16 protein-coding genes are annotated in these 17034 nt (G+C 72.7%); 9 read left to right on the plus strand and 7 right to left on the minus strand.

What is annotated here, in order from left to right; all coding sequences use genetic code 11:
- Positions 1–205: 205 nt before the first annotated feature.
- Positions 206–2008 (plus strand): glycoside hydrolase family 9 protein, encoded by a 1803-nt coding sequence (locus J8N05_RS26380; RefSeq protein WP_210886719.1) that lies wholly within the window; start codon positions 206–208, stop codon positions 2006–2008.
- 21 nt (positions 2009–2029) lie between these two features.
- On the opposite strand, the gene J8N05_RS26385 is transcribed toward J8N05_RS26380, so the two are convergent.
- Positions 2030–2965 carry a helix-turn-helix domain-containing protein gene (locus tag J8N05_RS26385; protein WP_210886722.1) on the minus strand — a complete coding sequence of 312 codons (936 nt, stop codon included), beginning with the start codon at positions 2963–2965 and terminating at the stop codon, positions 2030–2032.
- A 64-nt stretch (positions 2966–3029) separates the two neighbouring features.
- Here J8N05_RS26385 and J8N05_RS26390 point away from each other — a divergent pair, with 64 nt between their 5' ends.
- On the plus strand, positions 3030–3842 hold the full coding sequence (locus tag J8N05_RS26390; RefSeq protein WP_210886725.1) for a phytanoyl-CoA dioxygenase family protein: 813 nt from the start codon (positions 3030–3032) through the stop codon (positions 3840–3842).
- 18 nt (positions 3843–3860) lie between these two features.
- On the opposite strand, the gene J8N05_RS26395 is transcribed toward J8N05_RS26390, so the two are convergent.
- From J8N05_RS26395 to J8N05_RS26405, 3 genes are all read right to left on the minus strand, one after another.
- Positions 3861–4538 carry an HAD-IA family hydrolase gene (locus J8N05_RS26395; protein ID WP_247706496.1) on the minus strand — a complete coding sequence of 226 codons (678 nt, stop codon included), beginning with the start codon at positions 4536–4538 and terminating at the stop codon, positions 3861–3863.
- A 17-nt stretch (positions 4539–4555) separates the two neighbouring features.
- Positions 4556–5572, minus strand: a complete 1017-nt coding sequence (locus J8N05_RS26400; protein ID WP_210886728.1) for an NAD(P)-dependent oxidoreductase — start codon at positions 5570–5572, stop codon at positions 4556–4558.
- A 94-nt stretch (positions 5573–5666) separates the two neighbouring features.
- A complete protein-coding gene (locus J8N05_RS26405; protein WP_247706497.1) occupies positions 5667–8492 on the minus strand; it encodes an ATP-binding protein in 2826 nt (941 codons plus the stop codon).
- Positions 8493–9011: 519 nt separating this feature from the next.
- Between J8N05_RS26405 and J8N05_RS26410 the strand changes: the two genes are divergently transcribed.
- Entirely contained in the window at positions 9012–9893 is an 882-nt protein-coding gene (locus J8N05_RS26410; RefSeq protein ID WP_210886734.1) for an endo alpha-1,4 polygalactosaminidase, read from the plus strand.
- Between the two features lie 31 nt (positions 9894–9924).
- Here the strand turns inward: J8N05_RS26410 and J8N05_RS26415 are convergent, their stop codons facing one another.
- Positions 9925–10440 carry a flavoprotein gene (locus J8N05_RS26415; protein ID WP_210886737.1) on the minus strand — a complete coding sequence of 172 codons (516 nt, stop codon included), beginning with the start codon at positions 10438–10440 and terminating at the stop codon, positions 9925–9927.
- Positions 10441–10449: 9 nt separating this feature from the next.
- Positions 10450–10914, minus strand: a complete 465-nt coding sequence (locus tag J8N05_RS26420) for a nuclear transport factor 2 family protein (protein ID WP_210886740.1) — start codon at positions 10912–10914, stop codon at positions 10450–10452.
- Positions 10915–11071: 157 nt separating this feature from the next.
- Here J8N05_RS26420 and J8N05_RS26425 point away from each other — a divergent pair, with 157 nt between their 5' ends.
- The 3 genes from J8N05_RS26425 (at position 11072) to J8N05_RS26435 (ending at position 13898) form a co-directional block, all read left to right on the plus strand.
- Entirely contained in the window at positions 11072–11671 is a 600-nt protein-coding gene (locus J8N05_RS26425) for a TetR/AcrR family transcriptional regulator (protein WP_210886744.1), read from the plus strand.
- Positions 11672–11792: 121 nt separating this feature from the next.
- A complete protein-coding gene (locus tag J8N05_RS26430) occupies positions 11793–13253 on the plus strand; it encodes an aldehyde dehydrogenase family protein (RefSeq protein WP_210886747.1) in 1461 nt (486 codons plus the stop codon).
- 195 nt (positions 13254–13448) lie between these two features.
- Positions 13449–13898, plus strand: coding sequence for a nitroreductase family deazaflavin-dependent oxidoreductase (locus J8N05_RS26435; protein WP_210890401.1), 450 nt, complete (start codon positions 13449–13451; stop codon positions 13896–13898).
- An 86-nt stretch (positions 13899–13984) separates the two neighbouring features.
- Here J8N05_RS26435 and J8N05_RS26440 read toward each other — a convergent pair whose 3' ends face one another.
- Positions 13985–14977 (minus strand): cation diffusion facilitator family transporter, encoded by a 993-nt coding sequence (locus J8N05_RS26440; RefSeq protein ID WP_308286856.1) that lies wholly within the window; start codon positions 14975–14977, stop codon positions 13985–13987.
- Between the two features lie 95 nt (positions 14978–15072).
- On the opposite strand from J8N05_RS26440, the gene J8N05_RS26445 reads away from it, so the two are divergent.
- The 3 genes from J8N05_RS26445 (at position 15073) to J8N05_RS26455 (ending at position 17010) form a co-directional block, all read left to right on the plus strand.
- Complete coding sequence (locus J8N05_RS26445; protein ID WP_210886750.1) at positions 15073–16101, plus strand: glutathione S-transferase family protein; 1029 nt, start codon at positions 15073–15075, stop codon at positions 16099–16101.
- A 79-nt stretch (positions 16102–16180) separates the two neighbouring features.
- Positions 16181–16480 (plus strand): DUF4235 domain-containing protein, encoded by a 300-nt coding sequence (locus J8N05_RS26450; RefSeq protein WP_210886754.1) that lies wholly within the window; start codon positions 16181–16183, stop codon positions 16478–16480.
- A gap of 62 nt (positions 16481–16542) precedes the next feature.
- Complete coding sequence (locus J8N05_RS26455) at positions 16543–17010, plus strand: peroxiredoxin (protein WP_210886757.1); 468 nt, start codon at positions 16543–16545, stop codon at positions 17008–17010.
- The last annotated feature ends 24 nt before the right edge of the window (positions 17011–17034 follow it).

Below are 17034 nucleotides of genomic sequence, written 5' to 3' on the forward strand. Positions count from 1 at the left end.
TCCTGCGAAGGCCATTGACGCTGTGACATGGCCATGCAATGCTCCGTTTTTGGGAGCGCTCCCACCACTTTGCCGTCCACGCCGGACGCCGTCCACGGACCCCATTCCAGGCACCGGGAGACGCTCCATGCTCATGTTCCCGCACGCGCACCGCCACCGCCCCACGAATCCTCGTACGCGAAGAACCGAGGGCGCCGGGAGACGCATGACCGCCGCGCTACTGACGGCCGTCCTGCTGACCGGCGGTCTCGCCCTCGCGCCCGGCGCGGCAGGGGCGCAGTCCGCCGTCGATCCCGCCGCGGCCACCACGCCGGTTCGGGTCAACCAGGCGGGCTACCTGCCGGACGGCCCCAAGCGCGCCACGATCGTCACCGCGGCCTCCGAGCCGCTGAACTGGCAGTTGCGCAGCGCGTCGGGCGCCACCGCCGCTTCGGGCCGGACCGTCGTGCACGGCACGGACGCGGCCTCGGGCGAGGCGACCCACGTGGCGGACTTCTCCGCGTTCCGCAAGACGGGAGCGGGCTTCGTCCTGGTGGTCGGCGGGTGGAGCAGCGCGCCCTTCGACATCCGCGCGAACCTCTACGACACCCTGCGCACCGAGTCCCTGGCCTTCTTCTACCACCAGCGCAGCGGCACACCGATCGAGGCCTCCCTGGTGGGTCCGTCGTACGCACGGCCCGCCGGGCATCTCGGGGTGGCCCCCAACCAGGGCGACACGAGCGTCCCGTGCCAGGCGGGGGTGTGCGACTACACCCAGGACGTGCGGGGCGGCTGGTACGACGCGGGCGACCACGGCAAGTACGTCGTCAACGGCGGGATCTCCGTCTGGACGCTCGTCGACTCCTTCGCGCGCGCGAAGCGGGCGGGCACCGCGTCCGCGCTCGGCGACTCGACCCTGCGGATCCCCGAGCGCGGCAACGGCGTCCCGGACATCCTCGACGAGGCCCGCTGGGAGCTCGACTTCCTCATGCGGATGCAGGTCCCCGAGGGCAGGCCCTACGCGGGGATGGCCTTCCACAAGATCCATGACGCGGCCTGGACGGGCATCCCGACCCGTCCCGAACTGGACCCCCAGCCGCGCGAGTTGCACCGCCCGTCCACCGCGGCCACGCTCAATCTCGCCGCGACGGCCGCGCAGTGCGCGCGGGTGTTCAGGCCGTACGACTCCGCGTACGCGAAGCGGTGTCTGAGCGTGGCGCGCACGGCGTGGACCGCGGCGCAGGCCAACCCCGCGCTGTACGCGCCGGATTCGGACAGCACCGGCGGCGGCCCCTACAACGACACCCAGGTCACCGACGACTTCTACTGGGCGGCGGCCGAACTGTACGCGGCGACCGGTGAACGCGCCTACCGGGACGCGGTCACCTCCTCGCCCTGGCACACCTCGGCGGACGCGCTCACGGCGACCGGCTTCAACTGGGCCGACACCGCGGCCCTCGGCCGGCTGACCCTGGCGACCGTGCCGAACGGACTGCCCACCGCCGACATCAGGCGTGTACGGGCGTCCGTGACCGCCGCCGCCGACGGGCATCTCGCCACGATGGCCGGGCAGGGCTACGCGGTGCCCATCCCCGCGAACGGATACGTCTGGGGTTCCAACAGCCAGGTCACCAACAACGCGATCGTCGTGGCCACCGCCTACGCGCTGACCGGTCAACAGCGCTACCGGGCCGCAGTGTTGGAGTCGATGGACTATCTGCTGGGCCGCAACACCCTGGATCTGTCCTACGTCACCGGCTACGGCGACACGTACGCCAGGAACCAGCACCACCGGTTCTGGGCGCACCAGTACGACGCCTCGCTGCCGAACCCGCCGGCCGGCTCCCTCGCGGGCGGCCCCAACAGCGGTCTGCAGGACCCGGTGGCGCAGGAGCATCTCGCCGGGTGCGCCCCCGCGGCCTGCTACATCGACGACATCGGTTCGTACTCCACCAACGAGGTGACCATCAACTGGAACGCCCCGCTGGCGTGGCTGGCGGCCTTCGCCTCCGAACGCCGCCACGGATAGAGCCGCGGACAGAGCGGGCCGTCAGTGCCGGAGCCCCGCGCGGTACGCGCCGGGCGGGGCTCCGTAGCGCTGCCGGAAGACCCGGCTGAAGTGGAAGGGGCTGGTGAAACCGGCGGCCACCGCGATCCGTTCCACCGGCAGGTCGGTCGCCTCAAGCAGCCGTGCCGCGTGCAGCAGCCGGGCGGCGAGCAGCGCCCGCATCGGTGACTGGCCCAGCTGCTGGGTGAAGAGGTGGGCGAAGCGGGAGGGGGAGAGCGCCACTCCGGCGGCCAGGGTGTCGACCGTGTGCGGCGCTCCCGGGTCGGCGGCGATGCGTGCCTCGGCCCGGCGGATCCGCGCGTCGACGCCCGGCCGGGCCGCCTCCCCGCCCGCGGTCGCGGTGGCGGTCGTGAGCAGGACGATCGACTCCAGGGAACAGAGGGCGAGTTCGCGGGCGGCGGTGCCGTGGGCGACGGCGACCCGGCCACCGCCGGGCTCGTCGGACCCCTCGGGCTCCCCGGGCTCCATGGCCGGCGGGGCGCCCTCCCCCGTCCACCGCGCGTCGGCGAGCATCCGCCGGAACGCCTGCTCCAGCCGGTCCCGCACACCGGCCGGTACCGGCGTGACGGCATACAGCCGGTCACCGAGCAGATGAGGCCGCAGCCGGTCAGCCCAGGCCGGGCGGGCCTGGCAGTGGGCCCACCAGAACGTCCACCGCCGGGCGTCCGGCGCGACCGTGTAGCGGTGGGGCACCCCGGGGCCGAGGACGACCAGGTCGCCCGGGCCCGCCCGGGTCCCGGAGGCGCCCTGCATCAGCCGTCCCGCTCCGTCCGTGGTCCAGGTGAAGAGCCAGCTGTCGGCGCCGCCCGGCCGGTTGACGCTGTAGCCGGGGCGCTGGTCGAAGCGACCGACGGTCACCAGGCCCGGTGGCGGGGACGGCGCGGCAGCCTCGGGCAAGTCGTCAGCACGCACAGGCATCCTCCCGGAAAGCGCTTCCGCCTAGCGTCGGGCATACAGGACGCCGGCGGGAGAGGGTGGTCGTATGACAGTCACGGACAGGGGCCTGGTGCGGAGCTTCGAGGAGGACGGCTTCGCGGTGGCGCGCGGGCTGTTCGCCCCTGCGGAGATCGGGGCGCTGTGCGCCGAGTTCGCCGCGCTGCACGCGGCCGGACCGGTCCCGGGGCACTTCCAGCCCCGCGCGGCCGGAGCCGCCGGGGCCGCCTCGGCCGCCGACCCGCTGGACGTCCATCCCCGGGTCATGCAGCCGCACCGCATCAACGACCTGGCCCGGCGTTTCCTCCTCGAACCCCGGCTGCGCGAGGTGCTCGAACTCCTTTTGGGCGAGGAGGTGTTGGCGGCCCAGAGCATGTTCTACTTCAAGCCGCCGGGCGCCCGCGGACAGGCTCTGCACCAGGACAACTTCTATCTGCGGACCGAACCGGGCACCTGTGTGGCCGCCTGGATCGCCTGCGATGCGATCGACCGGGACAACGGCGGTCTGGAGGTCGTCCCGGGCACCCACCGCATGGACGTGTTCTGCCCCGAGGAGGCCGACGAGCAACTGTCGTTCGCCCGCGAGTACGTTCCGCCGCCGCCCGGTCTGTCCGCCGTGCCGGTCGACATGGCTCCGGGGGACGTCCTCTTCTTCAACGGCAGCCTGGTGCACGGTTCCCCGCCCAACCGCAGCAGCGACCGTTTCCGCCGCTCGTTCATCGGCCACTACGTCGGCCGCTCCACGGAACGCATCGGCCGCTACTACCCCACCCTGACCATGAGCGGAGATCCCGTCCCCCTGCTGGAGAGCGAGGGCGCGGGCCCGTGCGGCACCGAGTTCGCACCGGCGGGACCGCACTGAGGCGGGGGGCTCGGCGGGTCAGGAGCGCAGCAGGTCCGCGGCGCCCAGGTCGAGTACACCGTCGTGCCAGGTCAGCCCGCGCAGATCGCGTACGACGACCTGGGCACCGGTGTCCAGGCCGCGCGGCCCGACGCCGATGACGTACGCACCTGCCGCCTTCCCCGCCTCGGCACCCGCGGCGGCGTCCTCCAGGACGACGGTCCGCGCCGGGTCCACACCGAGGCGTGCCGCCGCCGCGAGGTAGCCGTCGGGGGCGGGCTTGCCGTCGGTGACGTCGTCCGCGGTGACGAGCACGGGCGGCAGGGGAAGGCCCGCGGCGGCGAGGCGGGCGCGGGCCAGCGCGGTGACCCCGGAGGTCACGACGGCCCAGATGTCGTCCGGCAGGCCCGTCAGCAGGTCGAGGGCGCCGGGCAGCGCGGTCGTGGTGGCGGCCGCCTCGATCTCCAGGCGGTCGATCTCGGCGAGGGCGGCCGGCCGCTCCCCCGGGTCGGCCACCAGGAGGGCGACGGTGTCGGCGGAGCGCCGTCCGTGCACCATCGCCGTGACCTGCTCGGCGGACAGTCCGCGGGCCCGGGCCCAGCGGCTCCACGCCTGGTCGACACCGAGGTCGGAGTCGACGAGTACGCCGTCGTTGTCGAAGAGGAGGCCCTCGCAGGGAATCCTCAAGTCCGGGATCTTCGTGTCCGGGGTCTTCATGTCCGGGTCCGGGCCTTTCAGACGACGGGACGGTTGCGGTAGCGGCCGACGAGTTCGCGGGCGGCGGCCTGCATCCGGGCGGGTGGCAGTCCGCGGGCCAGCAGGGTCAGATCGTCGACGACCATGTCGCCGATGCTCAGGAAGGCGTCCGGGATGCCGCCCGCGCGGTGGGCGGACAGGACCAGGCCCTCCAGGGAGCGGGCGGGTTCGTCGGCCGCGACGGGTTCGTCGGGCCAGACGTCGATGCCCGCGAGGAGACGGCCCTCGGCGACCCGGGCGAGCAGCGCGGGGAAGTCCACGACGGGTGCGCGGCTGACGAGGACGAGCCGCGCCCCGTCGGGCAGCAGTGCCAGCTCGCGCTCGCCGAGCAGCCGGCGGCTGTCGTCGGTGACGGTGGCGAGCACGAAGACGAAGGTGCTGCGGGCCAGCGTCTCGTCGAGCGTGGCCGGCACCAGGCCCTGTTCGCGCAGGACGGCGGGCGGCAGCCAGGGGTCGTACACGCGCAGGGTCGGGCGGAAGGGCGCGAGGAGCGGGAAGAGGCTGCGGCCGAGGTTCCCGAAGCCGATCAGGCCGATGTCGGCGCCGCGCAGCAGTACGGAGTCGGCGGTGCCCTCGGACACGTACCGCTCCCGTCCGGCGCGGAAGGCACGGTCCTCGCGGCTGATGCCGCGTGCCAGGTCGAGGGCGAGCCCGAGGGCGTACTCGGCGACGGCCTGGGCGTAGGCGGGTCCGCAGCCCAGGACGTGGACGCCGCGGCGGAAGCATCCGTCGTAGTCGACGTTCGGAAAGAAGTTGCCCTCGATGTTGAGCAGGGCTCTCAACTCGCCCGCGCGGGCCAGGCGTTCGGCAGGCAGGTCGGGCTGGCCGACGACGGCGAAGGCGTCCGGCAGCGCCCGGTCGAAGGCGTACTCGCTGTCGGGCTCGACGACGGTGAAGAGGTCGTGGAGCCGGGCCAGCGTGTCCGGCCTGAAGACGCGTTCGACGGGGTGCGGGTCGGGGCGCAGGATCACGAGCGGCTTGTGCGGGGTGCTCACGGCTCTCCTTGCATCCGTCACGGTTCTCCTGGCCCCCGTACGCACGGTAGCCCGGCGCCGCCGCTGCGGCAGCACGGCCGGTCGCTACCCGCGCTCAGGCCCCGGGAACCTCCCGCAGCGCCTCGGGCAGCACGTCGCGCAGTTGGGCGCGGGCCGTGACGCCCAGCTTGGGGAAGATCCGGTAGAGGTGGAAGCCGACCGTGCGGGGCGACAGGAAGATGCGTTCGCCGATCTCGCGGTTGGTCAGGCCCGCCGCGGCGAGCCGGGCGATCTGCAGTTGCTGCGGGGTGAGTTCGGACAGGTCCGTCTCCTGGCCGGGGCCTGCGGTGGCGTGGACGCCCGCCGCCCGCAGTTCCGCGAGGGTGCGTTCCGTCCACGGCCGGGCGCCGAGGTTCTCGAAGACCTCCAGGGCGGCGGAGAGCAGGGGCCGTGCCTCGGTGGCGCGTCGGCGGCGGCGCAGCCATTCCGCGTAGTCGAGCCGCGTCTGGGCGCGCTCGAAGGGCCAGCGGTCGCCCGTCGGACGGCCGAGCGACCGCTGGAAGTGCCGTTCGGCGTCGTCCGGTTCGGCCAGCAGGGCGTGGGCGCGGTCCACCAGGGCGGCGAGGCGCGGGGACACCTCGCCCTCGGCGTGCCGCCGTCCGGCCGCGTCGAGGACCGCCCGTGCCTCCCCGGCGCGCCCGGTGCGTACGGCGACGGCCGCGAGGTCGGCGAGGTGGTAGTCGGAGGCGTGGAAGTGCAGGGGTTCGCCGTCCTGGGTGAAGACGGCGCGGAAACGGTCGTACGCCGTCGCGTGGTCGCCCTCGGCCTGCGCCGCGGCGCCCAGCGCGTAGTGGGCCCGCACCTTCAGACTGCGGCAGGTGGGCAGGTCCACGCCGTGGACGGCGCGCTGCACCGCGGTGCGCGCCGCGTCCGGGTCGCCGCGCAGGGCGAGCAGGGTGGCCCCGAGGATAGGCGAGCCCGCGACCACGTTCTCCAGACCGCCCTCGGCCGCCGTGCGGTACGCCTCGTCGAGGGACGCGCGGGCCGCCGTCCACGCGCCGCTCTCGTACTGGGCGAGCGCGAGGGCCTGGGCCACGGTGGCGTTGGCTCCCCCGGTCGGCGAACGGCGCAGGTGCTCCAGCGCGGCACCCAGGAGCCGGACGGCCTCGCCGGTCTCGTCGAGCACCCAGGCCGCCGCGCCCCAGGTGATCAGCTGGGAGAGCGGCCGGTCCCGTACGGGGCCGCTCTCGCCGTCGGCCGGCGGACCGCCCCGGCCGGCGCCGTCCCGGTCGGCGTGGAGCAGGGCGAGTGCCTGGGTGCGGTGGCGCAGGGGGTCCGTGCCCGCCAGGATCCACAGGCGGTCGCTGTCGTCCTCCTGCTCGGGGACACGTTCGGCGATCCGCACGATCTTCTCGCGGTGCGCGGGCTCCCCCGAGTTGTACGCCGGTGTCGTGGCCGTCGCCAGCGCGTCCAGGGCGAGGACGGGGTTCTCCTCGGTCGCGGCGTCCGCGAGCGGCAGCAGATAGCCGAGCGAGCCCTCGAACTGGGTGGTGACCGCGAGCGCCCAGCCCGCACGCAGCGAGGCCTCGGCGAGCACGGCGGGGTCCTCGGTGAGCGCGGTGACCCGGGCGGTGATCTCGGCGACCCAGCGGGGATGTCCCGCGTACATCGCCATGGTCGCGGCGCGGACCAGGCGGCGGGCCCGGTCGGCGGGGTCGGGGCTGAGCTGGGCCGCGCGCTCCAGCGCGGTGGCGGCGGCCGCGTACCCGCCCCGGCGCCGGGCCCGGCCCGCGCCGGCCTCCAGTTCCTCGGCGACGCCCTCGTCCACGCCCTCGACGGCGGCGGCGCGGTGCCAGGCGCGGCGGTCCGGGTCGCCGGTGAAGACCTCGGCGAGGGACAGATGGGCCGCGTGCCGCTGGGCGTAGGTCGCCGACTGGTAGACGGCCGAGCGGATCAGCGGGTGCCGGAAGCGGAGCCGGCCGTCGTCGATGCGGATCAGTCCGGCCCGCTCGGCGGGGTGCCAGTCGGCGGGGGTCGTGTCGGGGGCCGCGGCCGACAGGATGAGGGGCAGCTCGGCGGTCTCCGCGGCGGCGGCCAGCAGGAGCAGTTGCCGGGTGGCGGGCGGCAGTGCGGGCAGGTCCTGGGCGAAGATCGCCTCCAGGCGGTCGGTGAGGGGCAGCGAGCCCCGGGCGGCACTCGGGTCGCGGGCCACGGCCCTGGCCAGCTCGACCAGTGCGAGGGGCACCCCGGCGGCCTCGTCGAGGATGCGGGAGCGGGCCCGGCCCGCGGGGGCCTCCGGCTGGAGGTCGAGGAGGCGTCCGGCCGACGCGGCGTCCAGCGGGTCGACGCTCAGCAGCGGGAACTCCCGGGCGAACTGCGCGGGTACGGACTGGTCGCGGGCCGCGACCAGCAGCGCGACGGGCTCGCCCTCCAGACGCCGGGCCACGAAGGCGAGGGTGTCGAGCGTGCCCACGTCGAGCCAGTGGGCGTCGTCCACCACCAGCAGCACCGGGCCGCGCGCGGCGAGGTCGGAGAGGAGCGTGAGCGCGCCGAGGGAGGTGAGCAGCGGGTTCTGGGCGCTGTCGGGTTCCGCGCCCTCGTCCAGCCCGAACACACCGAGCAGGGCTGTTCGTTGACGTGCGGGAAGCTCCTGGGCGAGGTCCAGCACCGGGCGCAGCAGTTGATGGAGTCCGGCGAAGGGCAGCCCCGACTCGACCTCGCAGCCCGTGCAGCGCAGCACCCGTACGCCGGCGGCGCGGGCGGTCCGGCAGGCCTCGTCCAGGAGGACGCTCTTGCCCGAGCCCGGGCTCCCGGTGACCACCAGCACACCGGTTCCGGGAGGTTCCGTCGCCGGGTCCGCCGAGGACAGCCCCTTCACGAGCGAGGTCAGCACGGCCAGTTCGCGGTCTCTGCCGACGATCCAGGCGCCGTCGTCCGTCACACGTCTCCTTCCGCTGATCCCGTGACCCTCGCCACTTCGGAAGAAATGCCCGACCGTCACACCATATGCACGATTATCACGCACGAACCCATTCCCCATGGCACCGGGTGCCCCAGGGGCACGGGGAACCGCACGCCCAACCCCCACCGACCCACACCCGAACTCCCACCCGCGACCCCACCCACCCAGGGGCGCGGGGAACTGCGCGCTCAACCCCCACGCACCCGCACCCGAAAAACCAACCGGCCACCCACACCCACCCAGGGGCGCGGGGAACTGCGCGACCAGCCCCCACCCACCCGCACCCGACAACCCCACCGGGGCCCGGGGCCGGGCCCGCCCAAACCCCCGCGAACTTGACGCACAAACCCCCCACACGCTTTGATCCAAACGCCGAGGCCCACACCCCGGCACCCAGAGGTGCGCCCAGCCGGTGGACGAGCTCCGCAGTCCGGCCAAAGTCGCCAGGACCGTCACGGAGTCCGAGGCGGGGCCGCACTCGCGATCGATGGAGCGGACATGCCCGCCAAGCGTGGCCCCCGCACGGGATTCCTCAGGGCCGCCGCCGCCCTGGTCACCCTCGCGGCCCTGGCCTCCTGCACGTCGGACGGGGACGCCAAGGACCCCGCCGACACCCCGGACAGCACCACCAGCACCCGCAGCACCGACAGCGCGAAGCCGAGTTCCGGAACCGTCCGGCTACCCCCCGTGCCCGACGGGTTCGACTACCAGATCGGCGGCGCCTACACCCCGCCGTCCGGCGTCAGGATCGTCGCGCGCGACCGCACCGCCGACCCCGCGCGCGGTCTCTACAACATCTGTTACGTCAACGCCTTCCAGGCCCAGCCCGACGAACAGGACGACTGGCCCGACGACCTGCTGCTGCGGGACGAGAACGGCGAGGTCGTCATCGACGCCGACTGGGACGAGGCGCTGCTCGACATCGGCACACCCGCCAAGCGCAAGCGCGTCGCGGCCCGGGTCGACGAGTGGATCGACGGCTGCGCGGACAAGGGGTTCGACGCGGTCGAGCCGGACAACTACGACAGCTACACCCGTTCCGACGGCCTGCTGAACGCGGACGACGCCGTGTCCTTCATCAAGCTGCTCTCGCAGCGCGCGCACGCGCGGGGGCTGGCCATCGCCCAGAAGAACACCGTGGAGCTGGCGGACGAGCGCTCCCGTGCCGGGCTCGACTTCGCCGTGGTGGAGGAGTGCGGCGCGTACGACGAGTGCGGTGCGTACGCGGACGCCTTCGACGACAAGGCCGTCGTCGTGGAGTACACCGACAAGGGCTTCGAGAAGGCCCTCGCGGGCTTCGGCGACCGGCTGAGCATCGTGCGCCGTGACATGCAGGTGTCGACGCCCGACAGCGACGACTACGTCCGCGAGACCGGCTGACCCCGGCCCGGCACTCACCACGCACCGCGGGTCAGCGGGCCAGCAGATCGAGCGCCTGCTCCCAGCGGAACCCGCGCTGTTCGGGTCCGCCGAAGGCGTGCTCCCCGAACCGGACCCCCATCCCGCGCAGCCTCTTCAGGCTGTCCTGATAGGCGGGGTGGGCGGTCAACGCCTCGCTCACACAGGGCAGTACGGAGATCGGCACCCCCATCCCGTACGCCTCGCAGAGCGTGCCCAGCGCGAGCGTGTCGGAGATTCCGGCCGCCCATTTGTTGACGGTGTTGAAGGTCGCGGGCGCCACGGCGACGGCGTCCGGGTCGGGGAACGGGCGCGGATCGCCGGGCGAACGCCAGGCGGACCTGACCGGCCGCGCCGTCCGCGCCTCGACCGCCGCGACGTCGAAGAAGCCCGTCGCCACCGGGGTCGCGATCACGCCGACCTCCCAGTTCCGCTCCTGCGCCAAGGAGATCAACTCGCCGACGCCGTCGGCGACTCCGGCCGCGCAGACGACGACGTACAGGAAGGGCTTGCGGGCCTGTTCGGTCACCCGGGAACCCTACTCAACCGGGAAGGACCGCCCCCGCTCGGCGTCCGGCCGCGGGCCGAGGATCCGGCGCTCCTTCTCCTCGATCGGCACGTCGTTGATGCTGGCCTCGCGCCGCGTCATCAGACCGTGCTCGTCGAACTCCCACAGTTCGTTGCCGTACGAGCGCCACCACTGGCCGTCCGTGTCACGGCACTCGTACTGGAAGCGGACGGCGATGCGGTTGCCGTCGAAGGCCCAGAGGTCCTTGCGCAGGGCGTACTCCTCCTCGCGCCGCCACTTCGCGGTGAGCAGTTCCACGATCTGGGCGCGCCCGGTGACGAAGGTGTCGCGGTTGCGCCAGACCGAGTCCTGCGAGTAGGCGAGGGAGACCTTCCGCGGATCGCGGGTGTTCCAGGCGTCCTCGGCCGCCTGGACCTTCCGTGCGGCGGTCTCGCGGGTGAAGGGCGGCAGCGGCGGGCGGTCGGCGTCGGTCATACGGAGTCCCCTCGGAGTGGGCTCGCCGGTGAGCAGGCACGGGCTTCGGGCCGGCACAGGCTGGAGAACGTACGTTCTCCGCGGTCGCTGCTAACGTAGAGAACGGTGGTTCTCGCGTCAAGACGGGCCACCAGGACACCGAGGAGTGAGCCGGTACATGGAGAGCGCGGTCGCCAGGGAACAGGCCCTGGACGCGGCGGAGACCCTGTTCTACGGGCGCGGCATACAGTCCGTCGGCATGGACGACGTCCGTGGCGCCTCCGGGGTCTCCCTCAAGCGGCTCTACCAGCTGTTCCCCGCCAAGGAGCAACTGGTGGTGGCCTACCTGGAGCGGCGCGACCTCCGCTGGCGGCAGCGGCTCGCCGAGTACGTGGACGACCCCGCGCACGCTCACACGGACGCACGGCAGCGCGTCCTCGCCGTCTTCGACTGGCTGGGCCGGTGGTTCCGCGAGCCCGACTTCCGCGGCTGCGCCTGGATCAACTCCTACGGGGAGCTGGGCGCCGTGTCGGAGCCGGTGGCCGAGCAGGTCCGCGCCCACAAGCGGGCCTTCCGGGAGTATCTGGGCCGCCTGGTGGCCGACGCGGGACTGCCCGCCGAACTGGCCGGGCAGCTGCAGCTGCTTGCGGAGGGCGCGATGGTCACCGCCGCCGTCGAACGGAGCGCGGAACCCGCCGCCCGGGCCGGCCGGGCGGCCCGGGCGCTGATCGAGGCGTACGGCGCATCCGATCCGGACGGCGTGCCGGTCGGCCATTGACTGACACCGCGCCGGGTTGCAGACTCCAATTGAAGATTCAATGGACGATTGTTCACCAGGCGAACGCGGGCGTTCCGTCGCGGAGCGCGTCGCGCGCGTCGACCGACGGGAAGAGCCGCGCATGACCCTCCATCGTGACCTGCTGATCGGCGGCAAGGACCAGCCCGCGGTCTCCGGCCGCACCGCCGAGGACGTGAACCCCTACAGCTCACAGCTGTACGCCACGGTCGCCGCGGCCGGCGTCGAGGACGTCACCCGGGCCGTGGACGCCGCCGACGCCGCGTTCGAGGGATGGGCCGCGCTCGGTCCCGCGCAGCGGCGCAAGATCTTCCTCACCGCGGCCGACCTCCTGGAGGCCCGCACCGAGGACGCCGTACGGATCATGGCGGGCGAGGTGGGCGGCACCCGGCCCTGGGCCATGTTCAACGTCGGTCTCGCCGCGAACATCCTCCGTGAGGCCGCCGCCGCGGTGACCGCGCCGCGCGGAGAGGTCCTGAGCGCCCAGGAGGAGGGCGCGCTGGGTCTCGCGGTCCGTGAACCGGTCGGTGTCGTGGCCGCCTTCTCGCCGTGGAACGCCCCGGTCATCCTGGGGGTACGGGCCGTCGCCGCGCCGCTCGCCGCGGGCAACACCGTGGTGATGAAGCCCAGCGAGGACGCGCCGATCGCCTGCGGCCTGTTCATCGCGGACATCCTGCGCGAGGCGGGCCTGCCCGACGGCGTACTGAACGTGATCACGAACGCCCCCGAGGACGCGGCCGCCATCGCCGAGGCCCTGGTCGCCGACGAGCGCGTACGGGCCGTCAACTTCACCGGCTCCACCAACGTCGGCCGGATCATCGGGGTGCACGCGGCCCGGCATCTGAAGCCCGCGGTCCTCGAACTCGGCGGCAAGAACTCGGTGATCGTGCTGGCCGACGCCGATGTCGACTACGCGGTCGACGCGGCCGTGTTCTCCGTCTTCATGAACTCCGGTCAGATCTGCATGTCCGCCGACCGGATCCTCGTGCACGAGAGCCTGGCCGAGGAGTTCACGGCGAAGTTCACCGCGAAGACCGAGTCGCTCGCGTCCGGCGACCCGGCCGATCCGCACACCGTCGTCGGCCCGCTCGTCACCCTGGACGCCGCCCGCCGGGTCGCGGCGCTCGTGGCGGACGCCGTCGACAAGGGCGCGACCGTCCTCACCGGGGGCGCCGCCCCCGAGGGAGCCGTGCATCCGGCGACCGTCCTGACCGACCTGCCGGAGGAGGCCGAGCTGTACCGCGGGGAGGCCTTCGGTCCGCTCGCCGTGATCAGCGCGTTCGCCACGGACGACGAGGCCGTCTCCTTCGCCAACTCCACGGAGCACGGGCTGACCTGCGGGATCATCACCGAGAACGGCACCCATGGGCTCAGGGTCGCCCGCCGCATCCGTACCGGCATCGTGCATGTAAACGACCAGTCGGTCGCCGACGAACCGAACGCCCCCTTCGGCGGCTTCAAGGGCAGCGGGTACGGGCGCTTCGGCGGGCGCTGGGGCATCGAGGCGTTCAGCAACACCCGCTGGGTGACCCTGGCCACGCAGCAGGCGCACTTCCCGTTCTGACCGGTCGAGCGGTGACTCCCGACCGGTCAGGTCGTGACTCGTACGGGCGTACTCGGGCAGGTGTGAGGGTGAAACGTCTCGTGCGGGATGAAAAGAGCGAGGCGAGCGTGTTGAAATCCGAGTCGGCAGGGGCCGGCGGCAGTCGGCACGAGCCTGCACGAGTCGTACACGACGACGATCGATGGGATGGATGACATGCCTCTTGAGGGTGAGTACGAGCCCAGCCCCACCCAGTGGGTGCGCGATCAGGTGGAGCTGTACGAGCGCTCCGGCGGTACCGAGGGAACGACCCTGATGGAGACGGGACGCCCCGTGATCGTGCTGACCACCCGGGGCGCGAAGAGCGGGAAGATCCGCAAGACGCCGCTCATGCGGGTCGAGCACGAGGGCCGTTACGCCGCCGTCGCCTCGCTGGGCGGCGCGCCCAAGCACCCCGTCTGGTACCACAACGTGGTGGGCGACCCCCATGTGGAGCTGCAGGACGGCCCGACGCGCCAGGACATGACCGCGCGGGAGGTGACCGGCGAGGAGAAGGCCCTGTGGTGGGAGCGGGCGGTCGCCGCCTATCCGGACTACGCCGACTACCAGAAGAAGACCGACCGCGAGATCCCGGTCTTCGTCCTGGAGCCGGCCGCCGGCCGATAACCGTTCCGGCCCTTCCGGCTGTTCCGGCCCTTTCGGCCGTTCCGGAAAAGGTGTGCATGAACCGGTGAACGCCGGGCACCCGGTGTTCAGGTCCCGCCGCGCTCCCCCGTCGCGGCGGGGCCATTTTCGTGCGCGGCTTCATGTGCGGCCGCGCGGCGGGCCAGACGGGCGTCGGTCACGTCGAGGAAGATCTGGTCGACCTGCGGGACCAGATTGCGGACGGACGCCTTGATGCGGACGGCGACGAGTTCGACCTCCTCGCTGTCCAGACCGGGCGTCAGGTCGACACGGGCGGCCACCAGGGTGGAGTCGGGGCCGAGCTGCATGGTCAGCAGGGACTCCACGGAGTCGATCTCGGGCTGCGCCTCCAGCAGGGCACGGATGCGGCCGGTCGACTCCTCGTCGGTGGCCTGCCCGATCAGCTGGTCGCGCGCGTCACGGCCGAGCCGGTACGCCACGTAGACCAGGAGGCAGCCGATCGCGATGGAGGCCGAGGCCTCGTAGACGACCTGGCCGGTCACCATGTGCAGGGCCATGCCGGCGATCGCGAAGAGGACACCCAGTACGGCGGTGCCGTCCTCCGCGATGACGGTACGCAGCGCCGGGTCGCGGATCTCGGAGGAGAAGCCGCCCTGCTTCTGCACCTGGCGGACCGCGCGCAGCAGGGACGTTCCCTCCGCGAAGAGCGCCACGACCAGCACCACGAGCCCCGCCACATAGCCGCTGCGGGACTCCGAGCTCTCGCTGCCCAGCGCCTCGAAGCCCTGGAAGAAGGAGAAGCAGCCGCCCATCAGGAAGATGCCCACGGCGGCCAGCAGTGACCAGAAGAAGCGTTCCTTTCCGTAGCCGAACGGGTGACGGTTGTCGGCGGGCCGCCGGCTGCGGCGCAGGGCGGCCAGGAGGAAGACCTCGTTCAGGCTGTCGGCCACCGAGTGCGCGGCCTCCGACAGCAGGGCGGGCGATCCGGAGAACAGACCGCCCACGGCCTTGGCCACGGCGATCACGAGGTTGGCGGCCAGTGCCACCAGCACGGTGACCCGGGTACGGCGGTCCGAAGGGGAGGAAGGCTTACGGTTCACCTCCGCCGAATGCCCCACTCGCCCCGCCTCACACGAGGTGACGGCGGTTTTCGGGGAAGTCCTACGGAGGCCGACGGACGAAAGGGAGACGCTTCATGGGTGACACAGAAGGCACCGGCGAGGGAAACAGCGCGCTCGGGAAGAAGGCCTTCAAGCGGTCGAAGAGCCACTTCGCGGACCGGGTGACGGCCGACGGACGCGACGGCTGGCCGGTCGCGGCAGGGCGCTACCGGCTGGTCGTGAGCCGGGCCTGCCCCTGGGCGAGCCGCGCGGTGATCTCACGGCGGCTGCTGGGCCTTGAGGAGGCCCTGCCGATGGCGGTCACCGACCCGATCCAGGACGACCGCAGCTGGCGCTTCACGCTGGACCCCGGGGGCCGCGACCCGGTGCTGGGCATCCGCTACCTCGCCGAGGCGTACGAGGCCCGGGAGCCGGGCGCTCCGGGCGGCGTGAGCGTGCCGGCCGTGGTGGACGTGGCGAGCGGGCGCCTGGTGACCAACGACTACCAGCAGCTGACCCTCGACCTCGCCACCGAGTGGCGGGACCTGCACCGTGAGGGGGCGCCGGACCTCTATCCGGAAGGGCTCCGCGACGAGATCGACGAGGTCATGGAGGGGGTGTACGAGGACGTCAACAACGGGGTGTACCGGGCCGGGTTCGCGACCGGCCAGAAGGAGTACGAGGCGGCCTACGAGGGTGTGTTCCGGCGGCTGGAGCTGCTGTCGGGGCGGCTCGCGGAGCGGCGGTACCTGGTCGGGGACACGATCACCGAGGCGGACATCCGGCTGTTCACGACCCTGGTCCGCTTCGACGCCGTCTACCACGGCCACTTCAAGTGCAACCGCCACAAGCTGACGGAGGATCCGGTGCTGTGGGCGTACGCCCGTGATCTCTACCAGACGCCCGGGTTCGGGGACACCGTCGACTTCGATCACATCAAGCGGCACTACTACCAGGTCCACGAGGGCATCAACCCGACCCGCATCGTGCCGCTCGGCCCCGATCTCTCCGGCTGGCTGACCTCGCACGGGCGCGAGGAGCTGGGCGGGCGCCCCTTCGGGGACGGGAGCCCGCCGGGTCCTGTCCCCGTGGGCGAAGAGGTGCCGGCGGCGGGCCGGCCCTGAGGGGAACGGGGCCGCGTATTCGCCGCTGAACTGGACACTCGCCTGATGTCCTGGACAACAGCCACCGAAGGAGAGCCAGGTGTCGAAGAAGAAGAAAAGCCTGCCCGTCGTCTACAAGCCCGTCGGGTTCCTGCTCGGCTGGACGAGCGGAACCCTCGCCGGGCTGGCGTTCCAGAAGGTCTGGAAGATGATCCGCCACGAGGACGACGCGCCCGACGCACTGGACAAGGACCGCGGCTGGGGCGAGGTGCTGCTCGCGGCGGCCGTCCAGGGCGCGATCTTCGCGGTCGTCCGCAGCGCGGCGGACCGCACCGGCGCGAAGGCCATCGAGCGGTCCACCGGAGTGTGGCCCGGCGACGACAAGGGGGGCCGCGACTGACCTCCCGTACCGTCCAGTACGGTTGGCCTTCCTACAGGTGGCCGACAGTCAGGGAGCCAGTCGTGACGAACCAGGCAGCGGTGGGCGACACCGTCGAGGACTTCACCCTCCCGGACGAGACCGGTACGCCCCGGCAGCTCTCGGAGCTGCTGGGCGAAGGCCCTGTCGTGCTCTTCTTCTATCCGGCGGCGCTCTCCTCGGGCTGCACCGCCGAGGCGTGCCACTTCCGCGATCTGGCCGCCGAGTTCACTGCCGCCGGGGCGCGGCCGGTGGGGATCAGCGGTGACACGGTCGAGCGCCAGCAGGAGTTCACCGAGAAGCACACCCTCGGCTATCCGCTGCTGTCCGACCCGGACGGCAAGGTCCGCGAGCTGTTCGGGGTGAAGCGCGGTTTCTCGCTGGCGCCGACCAAGCGGGTCACCTTCGTCATCGCCGAGGACCGGAAGATCCTCGAAGTGGTGCGCAGCGAACTGCGGATGAGCGCGCACGCGGACCGCGCCCTGGCGGCCCTGCGCGCGCACCGCGCCTGAACGACCCGGTCCCGCCCGGGCCCG

It is taken from the genome of Streptomyces liliiviolaceus (genome assembly GCF_018070025.1).
In the GTDB taxonomy this organism is placed as follows: domain Bacteria; phylum Actinomycetota; class Actinomycetes; order Streptomycetales; family Streptomycetaceae; genus Streptomyces; species Streptomyces liliiviolaceus.